Raw genomic sequence first — 20338 nt, 5'->3', positions numbered from 1 at the left:
GGCGCGCCCCCGCCGCGCGGGCTCGCGCATATCGCATCATTTCGTACCATCCGACACCCGTATGAAGGGGGGCGAGGCAGTGGAACCGACGATCGCCTGTGTCGTGCCGTGTCACAACGAGGAGGCCGCCGTCGGCAAGGTGGTCCGCGACCTGCGCGCGGCCCTGCCCGAGGCGGTCGTGTACGTCTACGACAACGCCTCCACCGACCGCACGGCGGAGGTCGCCCGCCAGGCGGGCGCGATCGTCCGGCAGGAGCACCGCAAGGGCAAGGGGAACGTCATCCGCCGTGCCTTCGCGGACGTCGACGCGGACGCGCTGCTCCTCGTCGACGGGGACGACACCTACGACGCCTCCCGCGCCCGCGATCTCGTGGACCTGCTCTTCGAGGGACCGTACGACCAGGTCGTGGGCGCCCGCCGGGTGGCGGACGACGGGGCCTACCGGACCGGGCACGCGGTCGGCAACAAACTGCTCACCGGGGCGGTGCGCTCGCTCTTCGGCAACGACGTGACCGACATGCTCAGCGGCTACCGGGTCTTCTCGCGGCGCTTCGTGAAGTCCTTCCCGGCGCTGGCCCGCGAGTTCGAGACCGAGACCGAGATGACGATCCACGCGCTGCACCTGCGGCTGCCCACCGCGGAGGTCGTCACGGACTACCGCGTGCGCCCCGCCGGAGGCGAGAGCAAGCTGCGCACCTACCGGGACGGCTGGCGCATCCTGCGGGTCATCCTCGACCTGGCACGCCGCGAGCGCCCCTCGCTCGTCCACACCGTGATCGCCGGAGTCCTGGCCCTGGTCTCGCTGATCCTCGGCATCCCCGTCATCGCGGACTTCGTCGAGACGGGCACCGTGCCGCGCGTCCCCACGGCGATCCTCGCCGCCGCGATCATGACGATCGCCGCGCTGGTGCTGCTGGTGGGCTACATCCTGGAGTCCCTCACGCACATGCGGCAGGAGCAGACCCGGCTGGTGCACCTGGCCTACCCGGCCCCCGTCCGCCCGCCCCGCTACGCCGGACGGGGCGCCGGCACGGGCCCGGTGCCGGTCCGCAAGACCGCCGACGGCGCCTGAGACCGCCCGCCGGAGGAGCCCCGTGCGCGCAGTACGATGATCGGAACCCCGATGCTGTGCGGGGTCCCGTGACTGAGGAGATGCGTGCCGGTGCCTGCCCGACTTCCTTCGTGGGCCTGGGTGAGCGGGCTGACCGTGGGAGCGATAGCCGCGGTGACGGTCCTGGCCGTGCAGGCGGATCAGGGCCCGCACCCCACCGCGGCCTCGGACAAGCCGAGCAGCTCGGCGTCGGCGCCCGTGCGGCCCACGTCCACGCCCACGGCCTCCGCGCCGGAGAGGGTGCCGGACGGCTCCGGCACCGGCCGCCGCATCGTGTACTCGCTCGGCGAGAAGCGGGTGTGGCTGGTCGACGCGAGCGACGCGGCCCGCCGGACGTTCACCGTCTGGCCGGGCACGGTCAGCCCCGACCCCGGCACCTACACGATCTCGTCCCGCAACGCGGCCACGACCGGATCCGACGGCGTCCAGATCGAGCACATCCTGTACTTCGCCGCGCGGGACGGCGTCTCCGTCGCCTTCTCCAACGCGGTCGACGGGTCGTCCCCGCCGCCCGCCGCCTCCGGCGGGAAGACCGGCGGGGTCCGGATGAAGAAGGCGGACGGCACGGCACTGTGGGCGTTCGGCACGGTCGGCACGACCGTGACGGTGGTCAGGTAGCGGACGTCTCCGTACGCGTCCCCGCGAGCTGGTTGACGATCAGCACGACCCCGCTGAGCACGAACACCCGGGTCGCGGCGTCCAGCCCGTTCCAGTCCTTCGACTGCCACATCGAGAACCACTCACCGCCGATCGCGATGAACCCGGCCCCGAACAGCAGCATCACCATCAGCAGCCCGTACGTCGACATCCGCCGGGCGCCCACGGCGTCGTGCCGGGCCCACAGCCAGCTCCCGTATATGAGCAGCAGCGCGGCGGCCGTCTCCCAGACGATGATCGCGACGTAGGCGGCGTCCTGAAGTCCCTGACTGGTGACCGCCCGCCACATCAGGTCCTCGTCCTTGAACGTGGTGTCCATCGCCAGCACGTGCCGGACGAACTGCTGATTGGTCCCGAAGTCGGTGATGTTCCCGAAGGCGACGAGCGCCATGTAGAGGGCGACGGTGGCGGTGAGCAGCATGGCGGCGAGGGACAGGGCGCCGCGTTGGGGGGTTGAGGTGGCCATGTCGATCATTCTGCCGACGGATCAGCGCGACGTGGCGAACTCCAGGAACTCGCCCCAGGCACGGGGGGTGAACGCGAGGCGGGCGCCGTCCCTGTTCTTGGAGTCGCGGATGTGGAGGGCGGGGGCGGGAGTCGGGGATATGGCGGCTTCGAGGCAGTCGGGGCCGTCGTTGCCGCTGTAGCTGCTCTTGAACCAGGTGAGGTCAGTGGTCACGTCTCTTCTCCCAGCACTTTTTCAACGAAGGCCAACGAGTCATGGGGCGAGAGGGCTTGGGCCCGGATCATGCCATAGCGCATGTCGAGGACCTGCACGTCCTTCGGGTCGCTGATCACCCGGTCGTACAGCTGGCTTTCGGTGTGGCCGAGTGCCCTGCCACCCTGAAGCTTCAGCAGCCGGAACGAACCCATCACCGCCGCGTGGTCCTCCCTGTCCATGGGCATGACCTGGATCTCGACGTGCCGCAACTCGGCCACCCGCAGTAGGTGTTCGAGCTGGCGGCGCATCACCATCTTGCCTCCGAGCGGCCGCCGCAACGTCATCTCTTCCTGGACAAAGGTGACCAGCGGTCGGGGCACCCGATCGAAGACGGCTTTGCGGGCCATGCGCGCGGCCACATGGCGCTCGATCTCGTCCTCGCTGTACGCGGGGCGCCGCATCCCGTACAGCGCCTGGGCGTACTCCGGGGTCTGGAGCAACCCGTGGATGTGAAGGGCGGAGTAGGCCCCCAGCTCAACGGCCTGGTCCTCCAGCCTGGCCAGATCCCGAACGGTCTTCGGATACCGCGCCTTCTCCACGTCCTCCTTCATCACGGCGAGTTTGCCGCCCGCGCCGAGGACCTCGTCGGCCTTGTCGAGGAAGTCCGGCTTCGGGACGCGCCGGGCGCGCTCCACGGAGGAGACCATTTCCTCGCCGTACCCGATGGCCGCCCCCAACTCCGCCTGTTTCAGCCCCGCGGCCTCGCGCCACATCTTGATCTGCCGTCCGACGGTCCTGAGTACGGCCGCCGCTTCCTCGTCCTCCACGCTGTCCCTCCCTGACGTACGAGCCGGACGACCCCGTCACGCGACCGGACAGTCACGCTGCGTACCGAGGTCATCACTGTTCAGGGTAGGGACGAACGGCCACGCTGGGTGACATGAGCCAGAAATCCCCCACGCAAGCCCCGCCCCTCGCCCGGCACTTCGCGGTGCAGCTGTCCGCCACCCGAAGGGGTGCCCGGCTGGCCCGCCTGCTGACCGAGCGCCAGCTCGACGCGTGGGGGGAGCCGTACGACGAGGCCGCGCAGGTCGTGGCGGAGCTGGCGTCCAACGCCGTACGGCACGGCCGGGTCCCGGGCCGGGACTTCCGGCTGCGGCTGACGCTGCGCGCCGGCCGCACGCTCCGGGTGGAGGTCACCGACGCCCGCGGTGACCGGGTCCCCCGTGTCCCGGACCCGGTGGCGGAGGACGCGGAGGGCGGCCGGGGCCTGCGCATCGTCGCGGCGTACGCGGACCACTGGGGCGTGACGGCGGCACCGGCCGGTGCCAAGACGGTGTGGGCCGAGGTGGCGCTCGGCGCAGCCGAGGGCCCGCCGGATCGCGGCCGTTCATGACCCGGCCGGTCCCGACGCCAAGAACCGAAGAACCGGGGAAAGAACCCACCCGCCCCCACCGCCCCCACGGCTCACCCGCAGGGGTGAACATCACCAACCACCCGGGCTCCTGCCGGGACTGCCGCACCGCCGAACGCCGGGCGGCCTGGCGGTGCCGGGAAGGAGTCACCCGGCCTTGTCAGTCCCTACGGCTCCCCGCTGCGTTCGCCGGTACCGGAGGTCACCGTGAGTGCTCAGAGCGACGGCCCGTACGGACCGCTGATCCCCAAGCCTCAGCTGACTCCGGACGCGCTTCGCGATGCCGTGGCCCGGATCGCTCCCAGTCGGCTTCCGGTGCTCACACAGCACCTCTTCGAGGCCACGACCAATGCCCAGCAGACCCAGAGCCTGGCGCCCCTGCGTGCCTTCGTGCACTCCTGGGCCGTTTTCGTCGCGATCGAGGGGTCACGACTCAGTGAGGGTCGGCAGACCCTTCGACAGGGAAGCCGGGCTGCGTGAGTTCGATCTGCTCGGCGGGCGTGGTTTCATCAGTTTTCTCGCGGTCCCTCGCCATGAGTGTCTCTATGTCTGCAACGTGACCTGGTACGGCTGATCGCAGATCCGCCCCCCTGAGCCGCCCCTCCCCGTTCGATTACAGTGCTGGGCGTCGTACGTATGGACGGCCCCTGGGAGGTCAAGGTGGGTGCGACTGCCGGTGCCGTCTGGGGGCGTGCGGAGCAGCAGGACTTCCGCAGCCGGGTGCGCGGGACCCTGCTCGGCGTCGCCGTGGGGGACGCGCTCGGGGCGCCCGTCGACGGGGTGGGCATCGACCGCATCCGGGAGGCCCACGGGGCCGAGGGCCTGCTGGACCTCGCCCCCGCCTACGGCAGGCGCGGCGCAGTGACCCACCTGACCCAGCTGACCCTGTTCTCCGTGGACGGGCTGATCAGGGCCCAGGTGCGGCGGGACACCGGCGCCTGGCACCCGCCGACCGATCTGCACCGGGCGTACCTGCGCTGGGCCGCCACCCAGCGGGACTGGGGACCGGACGAGCGCCGCAAGGAGGACGGGTGGCTCGCGCGGGAGGAGTGGCTGTACGCGCGGCGGGACCCCGGCCGGGCGCTGCTCCTCGGGCTCGGCGACCAGACCATGGGGACCCTGGACGCCCCGAAGAACCCCGGTGAGCTGGGGCCGGAGGCCGCTGCGCGGTCGGCCCCCTTCGGGCTGCTCGTGGGGTGGGAGCCGCAGCTGGTCGCGCAGCTCGCGGTGGAGTGCGCGGCGCAGACCCACGGTCACCCCACCGGGTACCTCGCGGCCGCCGCGTACGCCGTGCTCGTGCACGCGCTGGCGCTGGGCGAGAGTCTCGACGGGGCCGTGCAGCGGGCCTTCGCGCTGCTCGCCGCCCGGCCCGGGCACCAGCCGGTGTCGGAGGCGCTCCAGCAGGCGCTGGGTGCCGTGCGCCAGGGCCTGCCCGGACCCGAGCGGGTCGCCGAGCTGTGCGGGAACGGCACCGCCGAGGGCGTCGTCGGCGCCGCCGTGTACTGCGCGCTGGTCGCCGCCGACGTCCGGCACGGGCTGTGTCTCGCGGTCAACCACGACGGGCCGTCCGCCGCCACCGGCGCGCTGACGGGCGGCCTCCTCGGCGCCCTGCACGGCGAGACGGCCCTCCCGCCGGCCTGGCTGGCCGAGCTGGAGGGCCGTCCCACGATGCTGGAGCTGGCCGACGACTTCGCCATGGAGATGACCCAGGGGCCCGCGCTGCACGGGCCCGGCGGATCGTCACCGGGGTGGCTCGCCCGCTATCCCCGGGCCTGACCGGGAGGCCGCTTTCCGGTTCGGCGGCCGGCCTCCGCGAGGGCCCGGTCGAGTTCCTCCCGGGCCCGGCGCTGGATGCCGTCGCTGTCGTGCAGGAGCAGCTCCGTCTCCTCCGGGGTCGCCGGGACGGGGTCCGGTCCCCGGTCGGTCAGGCGGTCCAGGAGCCACCGGCAGGCCCGGTCCTCGTCCGTGAACCGCTCGAACACCTCTCGCGTGCCGCGCTCGTGGACCCCCACGCACCACCGGCCGTCGCGCTCCTCGAGGAAGTAGCGCTCGGCCGTGCGGTGGCCGCCGGGACAACCGGGGATCTCGTAGTACGCCTCCGGCACCCCGGCCTCCCGCAGGGCCCGGCACAGCTGGAACCGGTCCATGGGGTCAGTCTCCCACCGGGGGCGGCACGGGCCCGGTCCCGCGTCGCGGCCTCACCTGGTGAGCGCCCTCAGGCCCTCCGCGGCGGGCGTGTGGTGCTTGCCGTGCGCGTCGTGCTTCTCGTGCTGGGCGGGGACCCGCACGCGCACCAGCGTCCCGTTGTTCACCAGGTCGCCGACCGTGGTGCGGGGGATGCTCGGGCAGAAGCTGCTCGACGTGACGTACTGGGGCGCCCCGCCCGGCTGCTCGAACGCCGGGGCGGCCGGACCGGCGCACACGGTGACGTCCTTGGCCAGCCGGTACAGGTGGTAGTTGTACGGGTAGCGGGGGTCGCTGGGGTTGAGGCTGGACGGCGGGATCGACCGCTTCCCGTACTTCGTGCCGGCCGCGGCGAGGAACCGCCCCGCCTCGTTGCCGAAGCGGTCGAGCATCACGTTCTGCCCCGCCCGCAGCCGCAGCGGCGCCGCGATCACGCCGCCCTGGGCGTTGTGCGCGAAGCCGTCGTCCGGCGGGTACTTCCAGTCGCCCTGGCCCGAGTCGAGGGCGGGGTTCCACCACTTGTCCAGGAACCGCACCGCGCTGAGCCCCCCGAGCCGGTCGTAGCCCCGGAGGATGTCCCCGAGCAGCCCGTGGGACGGCAGGTGGCGGGGGCCGAGCCGCCAGTCACCGCAGAAGTAGTACGAGCGGTAGGCCTCGGGGATCGGGTACGGCACCAGGCCCTTGCAGGCGCGCGGCCTGCCGTGGTCGTCCCCCGTTGCGGCGGGCGGCTCCGCGGACGGGAGCGCGGGCGTGCCGGTCCGGACGTGCTCGGGGGCACCCGGCCGGCCGCCGTCGCCGGCCTCGGTGGCCGCGGACGGGACGGACGCGCCCATCACCAGGGAACCGGCCAGGCCGAACGCGGCCGCGAGGCCGGCACGACGTCTCGGTGATCTCACTGAACCTCCTCTGTGGACGCATCCCGGACCCGGGCCGCCCGAGGACCGGGAGGCGACTGGGGAAGGGCCGGGATGGCGAGATCACTACAGCGAAGGAGACCGGCGAGTTCGAGCGGACGTGCCGGGCTGCGTCCGAACGAGTCGGGCGACCGGCCGCCGGTGTCACACGGCCGCCGGTGTCACGCGGCCGCCCGGTGTCACGCGGCCACCGGTGTCACACGGCCGCACGCCCCGCACCGGGTGCGGGGCGTGCGGCCGGCCGGGTGCCCTGCCGGGTCAGTCGGGCACGCGTGTGCCCACCGCGTCCCCCGCACTCGCCGCCGGCGCCGGCACGGCCGCCGCGGCGCTGTCCCCGTCGGTGTTGATCTTCTCGATCAGCTCCAGCCGCTCCGGGGTGTCCTCCGGCTTGAGGTAGCCGATGAGGATGTACAGCACCAGCGAGACCGCCAGCGGGATGGACACCTGGTACTGGAGCGGCACGCCGCCCTCGATGTTCCAGTTGACCGGGTAGTTCACCAGCCAGAAGGCGAGCAGGCCCATCGACCAGCTGACGAGGGCCGCCGTCGGGCCGGAGCGGCGGAACGCCCGCAGCAGGCCCAGCATCATCGGGATCGCCATCGGGCCCATCAGCCCGGCCACCCACTTGATGACGACCGTGATGATGTCCTTGAACGTCGGGGAGTTGACCTGGGTCGCCGCCGCCATGGACAGACCGAGGAAGACGACCGTCGCGATCCGGGCGACCCGCAGGCCCTGGCTCTCGTTCCAGGCCCGGGCCCGTGCCCAGATCACCGGCGCGCAGTCCCGCGTGAACACGGCCGCGATGGCGTTGGCGTCCGAGGAGCACATGGCCATCGTGTGGGAGAAGAAGCCGACGATGACCAGGCCCAGCAGGCCGTGCGGCAGGAGCTGTTCGGTCATCAGGGCGTACGAGTCGGAGCCGTCCGGCTTCTGCGACTCCACCAGCAGCGGCGACATCCACATGGGGAAGAACAGCACCAGCGGCCAGACCAGCCAGAGGATCGCCGACAGCCGGGCCGACCGCTCGGCCTCCTTGGCGTTGGGGGTGGCCATGTAGCGCTGGGCCTGGTTGAGCATGCCGCCGTTGTACTCGAAGAGCTTGATGAACAGGAACGCCAGCAGGAAGACCGTGCCGTACGGGCCGACCAGCGGTTTCTCGTGACCCTGGAGTTCGGGGGAGTCCCAGACGCCGAAGAAGCCGCCGTGCTCGTCGAGCCGGACGAACACCGCCACGAACATCGCGATGCCGGCCAGCAACTGGATGACGAACTGGCCGAGTTCGGTCAGCGCGTCCGCCCAGAGGCCGCCGATCGTGCAGTAGATGGCCGTGATGCCGCCGGTGATGAGGATGCCCTGGTTGAGGGAGATCCCGGTGAAGACGGACAGCAGGGTGGCGATCGCCGCCCACTTCGCGCCCACGTCCACGATCTTCAGCAGCATGCCTGACCAGGCCAGCGCCTGCTGGGTCTTCAGGTCGTAGCGGTTCTTCAGGTACTCCAGCGGGGAGGCCACGTGGAGCCGGGAACGCAGCCGGTTGATGCGCGGCGCGAACAGCTTCGACCCGATGGCGATGCCGAGGGCGATGGGGAAGGACCAGGTGACGAAGGACGTGACGCCGTAGGTGTAGGCGATGCCCGCGTACCCGGTGAACATCACCGCGCTGTAGCCCGACATGTGGTGCGAGATGCCGGAGAGCCACCACGGCATCTTGCCGCCCGCGGTGAAGAAGTCGCTGACGTTGTCCACCCGTTTGTGCGACCAGACGCCGATCGCGACCATCACGGCGAAGTAGCCGATGAGCACGGCCCAGTCGAGACCGTTCATGTGCGCCCTCCCAGGGATCAGCCCGGCGCTCATCGTGGGTGCTTTCGCGTGAGCACGACAAGTGACCGTAGAGTCAAAGGGAGGTAAAAATGTTCGGCGTGATGGCCTTGGTTCATCTATGTGAACTCATCGCGCCGAGTTCTCTGCGTTGACCAGCAACGACTGTTCGGTGCCCGACCGGGCCAGGTCCGACGCCAGGAACGCCACCGCGTCGGCGGCATCGGCTCGGACACGCCCTCCGTGTGCGCGGTGAAGCGAGGAGACCGTGCGCGTCAGCGCCCCGGACTCTCGCGACGCGGCGGCCGGCCGGGGGGATGAGACGGTCCTCCGCCCTGCCGGCCGCCGACCCGCCAATCCGCCGACCGGCCGGGCGTCAGCCGGTCAGCGCAGTTCCTCCGGGCAGGGCGTGCCGCGGGGCAGCTGGTACGGGGCCGCCAGGCGGTAGGTGCCCGGCTTCGGGGCGAGCAGCTCCGTCCACTTGTCGCCCTGGAGGTCCTCCTCCGTCTCCGTCAGGCAGCCGTTGACGTTGACGTACGTCTTCGGCTCGCCCTCCGGGCGGCTGCGGGAGGCCTCCGTCTCGCGGGGCGCCTCCAGGCTCTTGCCCTCCGCGTCGACGATGCTCAGCCAGGGCGAGTAGGGGATGCGGACCAGGATCCGGCCCGCCTTCTTCACCTGCAGGATCACCTCGCCCTGCTCGGCCCGCTCGACGACGGCGTTCGGCTCGGCCAGCGGGGTCGGGTCGGTGACCTCGAACAGCTGCCAGTTGGCGTCGCCCCAGACCTGGTTCAGATACGGCAGGCCGCGCTGCACCAGCTCCCGTTCGCGCTCGCCGCCGTCGCCGTCCGGCTCGTCCTTCGGCAGGACCACGTAGTGGACCGCCCAGCGCTTGAGCCACTCGCGGTAGTTCGCGGAGTTGAGGGTGTCGTCGTAGAAGAGCGGGTTGCGCTCCATGTCGGCCTGGCGGTTCCAGCCGCGGGCCAGGTTCACGTACGGGGCGAGGGCGGACGCCTCGCGGTGGGAGCGGGCGGGGACCACCTCGACCCGGCCCTTCTCCGCGCCGACCTGCTGCAGCTCGTTGACCAGCGGCGCCAGCTCGCGGGACCAGGACGCCGCCGGGGCCGTGTGGACGATGTCGTCGACCGTCTTGAAGCCGATCCACACCGTGAATCCCACGAAGGCGACCACGATCGCGTACCACCTGCGGCTGCGCGGCACCGTGAACGGCAGCGCGGCGACCAGCGCGACCCCCGCGAACAGCATCGCCAGACGCGTGATGTTCGAACCGATCTGCGAGCTGATCAGCCAGACCAGCACGACCCCGAGCCCGTACACCGCCGCCGTGAGCCGGACCGTCTTCCAGTCCCGCGGCACCAGCAGGAACACGAGCACGGAGAACGCGAGCGGCAGCACGACCGAGCCGAACCCCATCGGCTGCGTCCCCGAGAACGGGAACAGCCACGCCGAGACCGCCACCACCGCGGTCGGCGCCAGACCCAGCGCCCAGGCTCCCGGGCGGCGCTTCTGCAGGAACAGCGCGGCGGCCACCAGCCCCACGAACAGGCCCGCCACCGGCGACGCCATCGTGGCCAGCGCGGCCAGCGGCGCCGCGCACAGGGCCTTCGCCCACCGCTTGTACCGCCACTTGTACGGCCAGCAGAACACGACGGCGACCGCGCCGAGCGCGAACATCGTGCCCAGACCGAACGTCACCCGGCCCGACACCGCGTTGCAGAACAGCCCGAACACGCCCGCCAGCGACGCCCAGAGCGGATTGCGGACCGACCGGCTGCGCAGCAGGAGCAGCGTCAGCAGCCCGGCCGAGACCGTCCCGGCGATCATCATCGTGGTCCGGACACCGAGCACCGACATCAGGTACGGCGACACCACGCTGTACGACACCGGGTGCATGCCGCCGTACCAGGCGAGGTTGTACGCCGAGTCCGGGTGCCGGCCGACGAACTCGGCCCACGCGTCCTGCGCGGCCAGATCGCCGCCGCTGTTCGCGAACGTGAAGAACCAGACGACGTGGAGGATGCCCGCCAGACCCGTCATGGACAGCACCGGGTGGCACAGCATGCGCGCACGCAGGGTCAGCAGGGCGGGCGGCAGACGGGACCCGCCGTCACGGCCGGGTGCGCCGGTGTCCTCCCGCGGGGTGTCCGCCGGCTCTGCGGGCACGCGTATTCGCGGGCCGGCTACCGGGCCCGGATCGGCGTCGTCTGCGCGTGTCGGCTCCGCAGTGGCCACTCGAAGGCACTCCCCGTGTCCCGTCTTCTTTTCGCATCTTCTCTGGGCCGGCTCCGGGTTCGCACCCCGGCCGCGTCCTGTCCGCCCCGGGTGCGCGGCCGGGCCGCCGCGGAGGGCGGCCTGTCCCGGTTCGGGACGCTAGCACGCACCCCGCCGGTGGGAGCCCGTACGGGCCGCCACCGGCGGGACGCGGTCGTGCGGTGCCCCGGCTCAGCCGATCCGCGTGAGCTTGGCCCCGAGGCCCGGTTCCACCAGGTCCTCCTGGAGCGCGACCGGGACCTTCACGGCGCTGGTGCTGCCGTCGCCGACGGTGAGCGTGCCCACCTTCGTGCCCGCCTTCGCCTCGTGCGGCAGCTCGTCCGGCGCGAACGTCAGCTTCACGGACAGGCCCGCCCAGCCGACGGCCGTGACGTCCTCGGTGACCGCGACCGGCGTGCGTCCGCCCAGACCGTCGTCCGCGTAGCCGACGACCTCGCCCTTCTTCAGGATCGTCGCCGTCTCCAGCGCGTCCTGCGCGGCCCGGATCAGCTTGTCGCCCTCGTACAGCGCGGCGCCGAGGATGGTGTTGTCGGGGCCGCCGGCGGGCTGCCGCACGACCGCGCCGACGATCCGGCGGGTCTCGCCGTCGACGTCCTTCTTCGCGGCGAAGACGAGGTTGCCGAGCGCGGAGGTGGTCGTGCCGGTCTTGATGCCGACGACGTTGTTGGAGCCGACCAGGCGGTTCCAGTTGTCGTGCTTCTTCTGCTTGTAGTCGACGTACGACATCATCGCCGCGACCTCGCGGAACGCCGGCTGCTGCATGGCGGCCTTGGCGAGCTTCACCTGGTCCACGGCCGTGGAGACGGTCGTGTTGTTCAGGCCCGAGGGGTCGGTGTACGTCGTGTTCTTCATGCCGAGGTCCTTGGCGGCGTCGTTCATCTTCTGCACGAACGCCTTCTCCGACCCCGCGTCCCAGCGGGCCAGCAGCCGGGCCACGTTGTTCGCGGACGCGATCAGGATGCTCTCCAGCGCCTCCCGCTCGGTGATCTTGTCGCCCTCGGTGACGTCGACGGTGGACTCCTGCCCGGCGTCGGACTGGTCCTCGGCGGCCTGGTCGATGAGGATCTCCGGGCCCTTCTCACCGCTCTTGAGCGGGTGCCCGCGCAGGATCACGTAGGCCGTCATGACCTTGGCGACACTGGCGATCGGCACGGGCTTCTGCTCGCCGGACGAGCCGAACGTGCCGATGCCCTGCACGTCCAGCGCGGCCTGGCCCTCGGTCGGCCAGGGGATGTCGACCTTGCCGCCCTCGAAGGTGTAGCTGTCCTTCGCGGTCAGCTCCAGGGTGGGCGTCGGCAGCGGGCGCACGCTCTGCACGACCGCGAAGACGATCACCAGGAGCAGCACCAGCGGCGTCCAGATCTTCACCCGCCGCACGGCCGTCCGCAGCGGGGTCTCCGGCGGCGGCGGGGTGTTCGTCAGCTCGGCCAGCAGGTCCAGCGGGGGCTTCGGCGGAAGCGGCTGCTGGGTGGTGCGCTCCGGACCGACGGTGGGGACGGGCGCGGTGGCGTCGGCGGGCGGAGCGGCCTGCGCGGCCCCCTCGCCGGACGCGGGCTTGCGCGTGGCCGGGTCGTCCAGCGGCTTGAGCGCGACGAACTTGCTGGTCCGCTCGGCCTCCTTCTCGGCCCCGCCCTTGGGGGCGTCCTTCGGAGCGTCCTTCGCGACGTCCGTCGGATGGTCCTTGGGAGCGTCCTTGGTGCCGCCACCGAGCTTCAGCATGGTGGTGGGCTGATCGACCGGCGGCCGCACCGTCTTGAAGACGGCGGTGGGCTGGTCGACGGGGGGAGCGGCGGGGGTGCCGTCGCCATCGCCGTCGCCGTCACCTTCGCCGTCGCCTTCGCCGTCGCCATCGGCGTCGGGCGCCGGGCCGGTGTCGGCCTTGCGGTCGGCCTTGCCGTCGCCGTCGGTGCCGGCGGCGGGGGCCGGGGCGGTCTTCGCGTCGGCCTTGCCGGTGTCCGTCTTGGCGGTGTCCGACTTGGTGGGGGCGGCCTTGCCGGTGGTCCCGGCGTCCGCGGGCTTGCTGTCGGTGGCCTTGCCGGTGGCGGCCTCGTCGGCGGACTCGGGAACCTCGTCCTTGGTCTGCGTATCGGGCTCGGCAGCGTTGTCGTCGGCGTCGGCGTCGGCGTCGGAGTCGGCTTCGTCCTCGTCGGCGGACTCCTTGGACGCCTTGGACGCCTCGGACGTCTCGGACGCGTCGGCCGTCACGCCGTCCGCCTCCGGTCCCTCGCCCTCGGCATCGCTCCGTGCACCCTTCGACGCCGCGTCAGCGGCCTTCTGGCCGCCCTCGCTGCTCGTCGACCGGGCCTCCTGGCCGTCCCGGGCCTCCGCGCCGCCCTCCAGGGGCTCATCGGCGGCCTCGGCGTCCTCCGAACCCGCATCGGAGCCTTCAACGCCCCTGGCGTCCTCCGAACCCGCGTCAGGGCCTTCGGTGTCCTCCGCGTCCTCAGACGCCCTGTCGGCGCCCTTCGTGCCCCCGGCGGCGTCCTCAGGGGCGTCGTCCTCGCCCCGGTCCCCGCCCCCGGACCGGTTCCGGTCGTCGTCCGCCGTCGCGACCCACGCGGCCACCGCGTCCCGCAGGCGTCCGTCGCCCCGGTCACCGGAGCCGGTGTCCCGTGCCGCGTCCGCGTCCGCGTCAGTGCCCGTGTCAGTGCCCGCGTCGGCGCTCGCGTCCGCGTCCGCCTCCGCGTCCCGGCGCGTGCTCTCCGGTTCCTCGTCCGTCCGCACGGACAGCACGCGGGTCGCCGTGTCGGCGGACCCTCCGCGTGCCGAGGACCTCTTCGTCTCCCGGGCCATCGCGAGCCGCGGATCGGCGGACTCGCTCCTGGCTCCGGGAACCGGACCCGCGCTCCCCGACGTCGGTTCTGCCGACGACTCGCGCTGCTTCGACCTGTCGGGGGACTCGCCCGCCACCGATGCCTCCTCCTCGCGCCGCACCACCCGCGTGCGCGTACCGAACCGTGAACCGCCGCCCTGACACCGCTCCCCGGCGCTGTCCGAACCATGTACCAGTGTCCTGTGTGCGGACTGGACCCATCCGGTAGACGAGAACGACATACCTACTGGTTCCACTACGAACCGGTCACGCACCCTCGACAGACCAATGTGAGAGGGGTCACCCTGTCATTCATCCACGCGGGGAGGCATGGATGGGCAGGAGCCGCAGAACACTTCCGGAGGAGCTTCTGCTGCTGGCATTGGACCCGGCCACGGGTACCACTGCACAGCCGCAGTCGCTCGACCTCGGCCTGGCCGGAGCACAGCTAGTAGAGCTGGCGCTGGCCGGACGGATAGCCCCAGACGGGGATCGTATCGCCGTGGTGGTACCACGGCCGACTGGAGATCCGACACTGGACTGCGCGTTGGAGTTGCTGCGAAGGCGTGGCGCTCCCGTGCGTGCCGTCCACTGGATCGGCGGGCCGCGATTGGGGCTCCGCCAGACCTACCTCTCGCATCTGGAGCGGTGCGGCATGGTGCATGCCGTGGCGGGCCAGATGTGCGGAGTGCTGCCGACGACTCGCTACCAGGCGACGGACACCGAGATCAGCCGGGAGATCAGGGCCCGGCTGGACTCCGCGATCCGCACCGGCGTACCGCCGGACCCGCGGACCGCGGCGCTCGCCGCCCTGGCCCACGCGGTCGGCCTCGGCAAGCACCTGTACCCGGGCAACGAGGGCCGCTCCTCTCGCTCCCGGCTCAGGGACCTGATCAGGCACGACCCCATGGGCGGACTCGTCGCGCACGCCGTGATGGACGTCCAGAACGGCGTGGCGGCGCAGCCGCGCCGCAGCCCGGCCCCGTCCGGCCGTCCGGCCGCCGGCGGAGCCAGGCCCGCACCGGAACCCGCCCGCGGTGTTCCGATGCAGCCGCACCGCGGATCCATGGCGCGCGCCGTGGCCCACTGAGCCGCGCCGCACCACCCGGCACGACGCACGACCTGCGACCGGCACACACCACGGGACCCACGAACCCGGTCACGGGAGCCGCTGTCCGAGCGGGGCGGGGAGTACACACGCTCCCCGCCCCGTTCGGCGTGCCGTCCGCCGAACTGGCGTGTACCCGTCGCATATCCACCGTTTCCCAGCGGTAGGAAGCACCTTGGTGGCAGTCTGCTCAGCAGCAGATACGCAAAGTAGAGGCACGCAGCCGGAGGTGCACGTCCCGTGGCGTCCAATGTCAATCCCACCGTCAGGCGGCGCCGGCTCGGCCAGGAGCTCCGCAGGCTCCGCGAGCTCAAGGGCATGACGGCCGAAGAGGTGGCCGAGCGGCTGCTGGTGTCGCAGTCGAAGATCAGCCGCCTGGAGAACGGGCGGCGCAGCATCAGCCAGCGCGACGTCCGCGACCTGTGCGGGGTCTACGAGGTCGAGGACCAGCGCATCGTCGACTCGCTGATGCAGATGGCCAAGGACTCCCGGCAGCAGGGCTGGTGGCACGCCTTCGGGGACATCCCGTACAGCGTCTACATCGGCCTGGAGACGGACGCCGAGTCGCTCCGCGTCTACGAACCCCAGATCATCACCGGGCTGCTGCAGACGCGGGCGTACGCCGAGGCCATCATCCGGGGCGGTTCGCCGGAGGCGTCGGAGGCGGACAACGACAAGCGCGTCGAGGTCCGGCTGCGCCGGCAGGGCCGGATCACCGCCGAGACGGACCCGCTGCGGCTGTGGGTGGTGCTGGACGAGGCGTCCCTGCACCGGGTGGTGGGCAGCCGGCAGGTGATGCGCGAGCAGCTGGAGCACCTCATCGAGATGTCGCAGCTGCCCCACATCACCGTGCAGGTCCTGCCGTTCGAGGTCGGGGCGCACGCCGGCATCAACGGCCAGTACTCCATCCTGGAGTTCGCCGACGCCGCCGACTCCAGCGTGGTGTACATCGAGGGCGTCACCAGCGACCTGTACCTGGAGAAGCCGGCCGACGTGCAGAAGTACACGGTGATGTACGAGCACCTGCGCGCCCAGTCGCTGAACGTGGACCAGTCGCGGCAGCTCGTCGAGCGCCTCGCGAAGGACTACGCCCGCTGACCCACCGTCGGAGGACGATCGTCCACCGGGCGAAGCGCGGGATGGTACACCCCTGCCACGCCCGACTGGAAGTCTCCCCTGGAATATGCCATCCGGTCGAGTGAATGACTGCTCCGAACGAGGATGTTGGCGAGTAGCGTCGATCACGCCAACCACCAGCACGGGTTGGCGTAAACGCAACTTGCTACGGAGCGAACATGGCAATTCGTCTGGGCGCCACGGAATCGTGGACGACGTCCTCCTACACCAACAACAACGGCGCCTGCGTGATGGTCAGGTCGACCCTCGAGGAGGCCCTGGAGCTCGGGGACACCAAGATCCCCGAGGGTCCCAAGCTGGCGTTCCCCGTGGACGCGTGGAACGCCTTCGTGGCCTCGGTCAAGGCCTGAGCCGCCGCCGACACCCGCACCGGCAGCACCGCAGAGCCCTCTCGACCAGTATCGCCGTCCTTGCCGAGGGGGCTCCGCCGGTGCCGGGGCGGACCCGCGGGCCTCAGCCCACCGGGAACGCCACGTCACACACCGGGTCCTCGGGCCCCGCCGCCGCCCAGTCCGCGAAGTACAGCTCCCGGCAGGGACCGGTCGCCGTCAATCCCTCCGCCGCCATCCACTCCTCCACCGCCTCGAACGCGGCCAGGATCTGCGGGTGCGCCACCTGCGCCTTGGTGATCCTGGTGAAGGCCAGCCGCCGGGCGGGCTCCACCCGCACCGCCGTCTCCCACGCCCGCCCCCGCCGCAGGGCATAGGCCCGCGCCGCCGCCTCGTCGGCGACGGGCACACACGCCTCGGCCGGGCCGTCGCTCTCCATCGACACCTCGGCGTGATACGCCACGTACGGCACCCCGGCCACGCCCCCGCACTCCCGGGCCGCCTCCGTCAGCCGGCCCAGCGCCGCCCCGATCCAGGCGGGCAGCTCGTCCGCCAGCGTGTGCCGCTTCTCGGTGAGGACCACCTGCGCGGGCACCTCCACCGTCTCGATCGCGAACGTCCTGTGCATCTCTGAACTCCTCCCTGACAGCCGTCCACGGAGGTATGCGGCGAGCGTCCGCTGTCCCGCGACCCGCGCCTCGACGTCCGCCCAGTAGGCGCCGAGCAGAGCGGCAGCCCGGGGCCCGTCGCCCGCCTCGACCACCTCGGCGATCCGGGTGAGCGGCATGTCCAGCTGCCGCAGCATGGCCACGAGCCGGGCCCGTTCGACCTGACCGGCGCGGTAGTAGCGGTACCCGGTGGCCTCGTCGACGTGCGCCGGGGCCAGCAGCCCCAGCCGGTCGTACAGCCGCAGGGCCTTGGGCGACAGCCGGGCGCGCGCGGCGAACGCCCCGATGGTGAGCAGGTCCGTCTCCGGTACGTCCACCACGGCATCCTCCGTCATCGGGCGGCTCCTCCGCCCGACGACGAGGACGCTCGGCCCTGCCCCAGGGGCAAGGTCAAGCCGCGCGGTCTCAGCCCAGGTGGGCCTCGATCGCCGTCAGGATCTCCGGGGACTCCGGCTCGGTCTGCGGGGAGAAGCGGGCGACGACCGCGCCGTCCCGGCCGATGAGGAACTTCTCGAAGTTCCAGCGGACGTCACCGCTGTGCCCCTCGTCGTCGGCGAAGCCGGTCAGCCGCTGGTACAGCGGGTGCCGCCCCGCACCGTTGACCTCGATCTTCTCGGTCATCGGGAAGGTCACGCCGTACGTCGCCGAGCAGAACTCGGCGATCTCACCGGCGCTGCCCGGCTCCTGGCCGAGGAACTGGTTGCAGGGCACGCCGAGGACCGTGAAGCCGCGCTCGGCGTACTGCCCGTGGAGCTTCTCCAGACCGGTGTACTGCGGGGTGAGGCCGCACTTGGAGGCGACGTTCACCACGAGCACCACCCGGCCCGCGTACTGCGACAGGTCGGCGGAACCGCCCTGGAGGGAGCCGATCTCGACGTCGAGGGGAGAGGAACCGGAGTTCTCTGTAGTGGTCATGCAGCGGATGCTAGTCCCGGCGGGTGGCGAGCCGGTGCCGGCCTCCACCAGCATCCGCCCGGCCGCCGTCCACGAGTAGAGCACCGACCTGCCCGCCCTCCGCCGGTCCACCAGCCCGGCGTCCAGCAGCACCCGCAGATGCCGCCCGACGGAGCCGAGTCCCTGCCCGGTCAGCGCGACGAGCTGACTGGTGCTCAGCGGAGAGCCGAGCCGCACGAGGACACCGGCGCGGGCGGTGCCGAGCAGCGCCCCGAGGCTCGCCGGCACGGGCCTGCCGCCCGGGTCGGCGAGCGCTCCGGCACACGGGTAGACGAGCGCGTACCGGTCCGTGCCCTCCCACGCCACCCAGCCGATGCGCTGCGGGGTGACGGGCACGAACACCAGCTCGGCGCCGGACAGGTCACGCGGCGGGTACTCGCGCGCGTTGACCTGGAGCCGGTTCTCCCCGAGCCACTGCGTCCCCGGCCGCAGCGTGTCCAGCGCGCTCGCCCAGCCGCCCCGGCTGACCTGCGCGGTACGGGCGACCACGTCCGCCTCCAGCACGCGCCGCCGGTGGGACCAGTACGGCCGCACGGCCGTCGTCCAGACGAACGTCAGCAGGTCGGCGGCCCGTTCCGGCAGGTCGTCCCGCTCCAGCCGGGCCGGGACCGGGCCGCGCAGGGAGACGGTGAGGTCGGCCCGGGCCCGGTCCGCGGGCGCGGCCCGGACGCGCGCGACCCCCTCGTCGAAGCTCTCCCCGTCGTGGGGCGCGGGGGAGAGGAAGTCGGCCGTCCACTCCTTCCCGATCCCGGCGCGCACGAGCAGCGCCGTCACGGGATCACGGGCCAACCGCCGCCGGTAGGCGGGCAGGTGGGCGTCGAGCCAGCCGCGCTCACCGGGATGCGAGGCCGCACCCCGGTGCAGCAGCCTGAGGCTCGCGAAGGCCTCGGCGAACTGCGAGATCACGAACCGGCTCCCGGCGAGGGTGTCGGCGTTGACCTGCCACCAGCCCATGCCCCGCCCCCCTCGGGTCGTTTCGCGTGTGCGCGAAAGAGTAACTCCGGTGCGCGCGACGGCCGGAGACTCCGGCGCATGCGCAGCTACCGCGATCTGTTACGCACGCCCGAGTTCACCCCCCTCTTCCTGGCCGCGTCGGCGCAGACCGTCGCCCGGACCATGGGCGGCCTGGCCCTGGGCACCCTGGTGTACCGGGCGACCGGGTCACCGCTGCTGTCCGCCGTGAGCATGTTCGGCTCGTCGCTGGTGCAGGTGCTGGGCGCGACGCTGCTGCTGTCGGCGGCCGACCGGCTGCCCCCGCGCGCCGCCCTGACGGCCCTGCCCCTGCTCTTCGCGACGGCCACGGCCGCCCTGGCCCTGCCCGGCCTGCCGGTCGCGGTCCTCTTCGCGATCGTCCTGGCCAAAGGGCTGGCGGAGTCCGTCGGCGGGGGAGTGCGCTGGGGCCTGCTCAACGAGATCCTCAGCAAGGACGGCTACCTGCTGGGCCGCTCGGTCTTCAACATGATGAACGGCCTCATGCAGATCGCCGGCTACGCGACCGGCGGCGCGCTGGTCGCCCTGCTGTCCCCGCGCGTCTCGCTGCTGGTCGCCGCCGCCCTCCACGCCCTGGCGGCCGCGGTCGTCCGCCTCGGACTGACCCGCCGCCCACCCCGTACGACGGGCCGCCCCTCCGTACGGGCGACCTGGCGCGCCAACGCACTGCTGTGGTCGTCCCCGCCCCGGCGCCGGATCCTGCTGGCGCTCTGGATCCCCAACGGCCTGATCGTCGGCTGCGAGTCGCTCTACGTGTCCTACGCGCCCGGCTCGGCGGGCACCCTGTTCGCGTGCGCCGCGCTCGGCATGCTGGCCGGGGACGTCCTGGTGGGCCGTCTGCTGCCGCCGCGCCTGCGCTCCCGCCTGGGCCACCCGCTGCTGCTGCTCCTGGCCGTCCCGTACCTGCCGTTCCTGCTGCGCCCGCCGCTGCCGCTCGCGGTGGCCGCCGTCACGCTGGCCTCGGTCGGCTTCGGCGCGAGCCTCGTGCAGCAGGAGCGCCTCGTGGCCCTGACGCCGGACGCGCTGACCGGGCACGCGCTGGGACTGCACTCGGCGGGGATGCTCACCCTGCAGGGGGTGGCGGCGGCCCTGGCGGGATCGGTGGCCCAACTGACCTCCCCGGCCACGGCGATGACGGTGATGGCAGCGGCGTCGGTGGCGGTGACGCTGACCCTGATGGCCGGTGAGAAGCGGCAGGAGCCGGTGACGGCGGGCCGCTGACCACCGTGGCACGCCCAGCCCCGTCGCACCCGTGTGCACGCCCAGCCCCGTCGCACCCGTGTATA

Annotated in this window: 18 protein-coding genes and 1 pseudogene; 8 read left to right on the top strand and 11 right to left on the bottom strand. The window is 72.2% G+C overall.

Annotated features, from left to right (window positions below; translation table 11 throughout):
• The first annotated feature begins 79 nt into the window (after positions 1-79).
• Together ABZY20_RS13650 and ABZY20_RS13645 are read left to right on the top strand one after the other, a co-directional pair.
• The gene (locus ABZY20_RS13650) at positions 80-1072 is read left to right on the top strand and encodes a glycosyltransferase family 2 protein (protein WP_356441102.1); all 993 of its coding nucleotides are present in this window, start codon (positions 80-82) and stop codon (positions 1070-1072) included.
• A gap of 90 nt (positions 1073-1162) precedes the next feature.
• The gene (locus ABZY20_RS13645) at positions 1163-1729 is read left to right on the top strand and encodes a hypothetical protein (RefSeq protein ID WP_356441099.1); all 567 of its coding nucleotides are present in this window, start codon (positions 1163-1165) and stop codon (positions 1727-1729) included.
• Here the strand turns inward: ABZY20_RS13645 and ABZY20_RS13640 are convergent.
• From ABZY20_RS13640 to ABZY20_RS13630, 3 genes are read right to left on the bottom strand one after another with little or no spacing between them, the layout of a single operon-like run.
• Positions 1722-2234 (bottom strand): DUF2165 domain-containing protein, encoded by a 513-nt coding sequence (locus ABZY20_RS13640; RefSeq protein ID WP_356441096.1) that lies wholly within the window; start codon positions 2232-2234, stop codon positions 1722-1724. The genes ABZY20_RS13645 and ABZY20_RS13640 overlap by 8 nt on opposite strands.
• Positions 2235-2255: 21 nt before the next feature.
• Positions 2256-2447 (bottom strand): DUF397 domain-containing protein, encoded by a 192-nt coding sequence (locus tag ABZY20_RS13635; RefSeq protein ID WP_356441094.1) that lies wholly within the window; start codon positions 2445-2447, stop codon positions 2256-2258.
• Positions 2444-3256 (bottom strand): helix-turn-helix transcriptional regulator, encoded by an 813-nt coding sequence (locus tag ABZY20_RS13630; RefSeq protein WP_356441092.1) that lies wholly within the window; start codon positions 3254-3256, stop codon positions 2444-2446. Before ABZY20_RS13630 ends, ABZY20_RS13635 begins: the two co-directional genes overlap by 4 nt.
• A 113-nt stretch (positions 3257-3369) precedes the next feature.
• Here ABZY20_RS13630 and ABZY20_RS13625 point away from each other — a divergent pair, with 113 nt between their 5' ends.
• Both ABZY20_RS13625 and ABZY20_RS13620 read left to right on the top strand, forming a co-directional pair.
• A complete protein-coding gene (locus ABZY20_RS13625) occupies positions 3370-3825 on the top strand; it encodes an ATP-binding protein (protein ID WP_356441089.1) in 456 nt (151 codons plus the stop codon).
• Positions 3826-4503: 678 nt separating this feature from the next.
• Entirely contained in the window at positions 4504-5619 is a 1116-nt protein-coding gene (locus ABZY20_RS13620; RefSeq protein ID WP_356441086.1) for an ADP-ribosylglycohydrolase family protein, read from the top strand.
• On the opposite strand, the gene ABZY20_RS13615 is transcribed toward ABZY20_RS13620, so the two are convergent.
• The 5 genes from ABZY20_RS13615 to ABZY20_RS13595 all read right to left on the bottom strand — a co-directional run bounded on the left by ABZY20_RS13615 (position 5604) and on the right by ABZY20_RS13595 (position 13964).
• Positions 5604-5990: a hypothetical protein gene (locus ABZY20_RS13615; RefSeq protein ID WP_356441083.1), complete on the bottom strand. Its 387-nt coding sequence runs from the start codon at positions 5988-5990 to the stop codon at positions 5604-5606. The two genes, ABZY20_RS13620 and ABZY20_RS13615, sit on opposite strands and share 16 nt — an antisense overlap.
• 51 nt (positions 5991-6041) lie before the next feature.
• Positions 6042-6923 carry a TNT domain-containing protein gene (locus tag ABZY20_RS13610; protein ID WP_356441080.1) on the bottom strand — a complete coding sequence of 294 codons (882 nt, stop codon included), beginning with the start codon at positions 6921-6923 and terminating at the stop codon, positions 6042-6044.
• 276 nt (positions 6924-7199) lie between these two features.
• Positions 7200-8768, bottom strand: a complete 1569-nt coding sequence (locus ABZY20_RS13605) for a sodium:solute symporter family protein (RefSeq protein WP_356441077.1) — start codon at positions 8766-8768, stop codon at positions 7200-7202.
• Positions 8769-9149: 381 nt separating this feature from the next.
• Positions 9150-11015, bottom strand: a complete 1866-nt coding sequence (locus ABZY20_RS13600; protein WP_356441075.1) for an MFS transporter — start codon at positions 11013-11015, stop codon at positions 9150-9152.
• Positions 11016-11225: 210 nt separating this feature from the next.
• Positions 11226-13964: a D-alanyl-D-alanine carboxypeptidase gene (locus ABZY20_RS13595; protein ID WP_356441072.1), complete on the bottom strand. Its 2739-nt coding sequence runs from the start codon at positions 13962-13964 to the stop codon at positions 11226-11228.
• Between the two features lie 236 nt (positions 13965-14200).
• Here ABZY20_RS13595 and ABZY20_RS13590 point away from each other — a divergent pair, with 236 nt between their 5' ends.
• The 3 genes from ABZY20_RS13590 (at position 14201) to ABZY20_RS13580 (ending at position 16461) form a co-directional block, all read left to right on the top strand.
• Positions 14201-14956, top strand: a complete 756-nt coding sequence (locus ABZY20_RS13590; RefSeq protein WP_356441070.1) for a GPP34 family phosphoprotein — start codon at positions 14201-14203, stop codon at positions 14954-14956.
• A gap of 258 nt (positions 14957-15214) precedes the next feature.
• On the top strand, positions 15215-16072 hold the full coding sequence (locus tag ABZY20_RS13585) for a helix-turn-helix transcriptional regulator (RefSeq protein WP_356441067.1): 858 nt from the start codon (positions 15215-15217) through the stop codon (positions 16070-16072).
• A 197-nt stretch (positions 16073-16269) separates the two neighbouring features.
• The gene (locus ABZY20_RS13580) at positions 16270-16461 is read left to right on the top strand and encodes a DUF397 domain-containing protein (protein ID WP_356441064.1); all 192 of its coding nucleotides are present in this window, start codon (positions 16270-16272) and stop codon (positions 16459-16461) included.
• 103 nt (positions 16462-16564) lie between these two features.
• Here the strand turns inward: ABZY20_RS13580 and ABZY20_RS13575 are convergent, their stop codons facing one another.
• From ABZY20_RS13575 to ABZY20_RS13565, 3 genes and pseudogenes are all read right to left on the bottom strand, one after another.
• The gene (locus tag ABZY20_RS13575; RefSeq protein WP_356441062.1) at positions 16565-17443 is read right to left on the bottom strand and encodes a MerR family transcriptional regulator; all 879 of its coding nucleotides are present in this window, start codon (positions 17441-17443) and stop codon (positions 16565-16567) included.
• Positions 17444-17513: 70 nt separating this feature from the next.
• The gene (locus ABZY20_RS13570) at positions 17514-18077 is read right to left on the bottom strand and encodes a glutathione peroxidase (RefSeq protein WP_356441708.1); all 564 of its coding nucleotides are present in this window, start codon (positions 18075-18077) and stop codon (positions 17514-17516) included.
• Positions 18054-19016, bottom strand: a pseudogene (locus ABZY20_RS13565) (helix-turn-helix domain-containing protein); the annotation flags it as partial. The gene ABZY20_RS13570 and the pseudogene ABZY20_RS13565, both read right to left, overlap by 24 nt.
• Positions 19017-19094: 78 nt before the next feature.
• Here ABZY20_RS13565 and ABZY20_RS13560 point away from each other — a divergent pair.
• Complete coding sequence (locus ABZY20_RS13560; RefSeq protein ID WP_356441059.1) at positions 19095-20273, top strand: MFS transporter; 1179 nt, start codon at positions 19095-19097, stop codon at positions 20271-20273.
• The last annotated feature ends 65 nt before the right edge of the window (positions 20274-20338 follow it).

The sequence above is a fragment of the Streptomyces sp. NPDC006624 genome (genome assembly GCF_040611555.1).
Lineage (GTDB): Bacteria > Actinomycetota > Actinomycetes > Streptomycetales > Streptomycetaceae > Streptomyces.
Note: the sequence above shows the minus strand (reverse complement) of the source record. Positions and strands in the feature narration are given on the sequence as shown.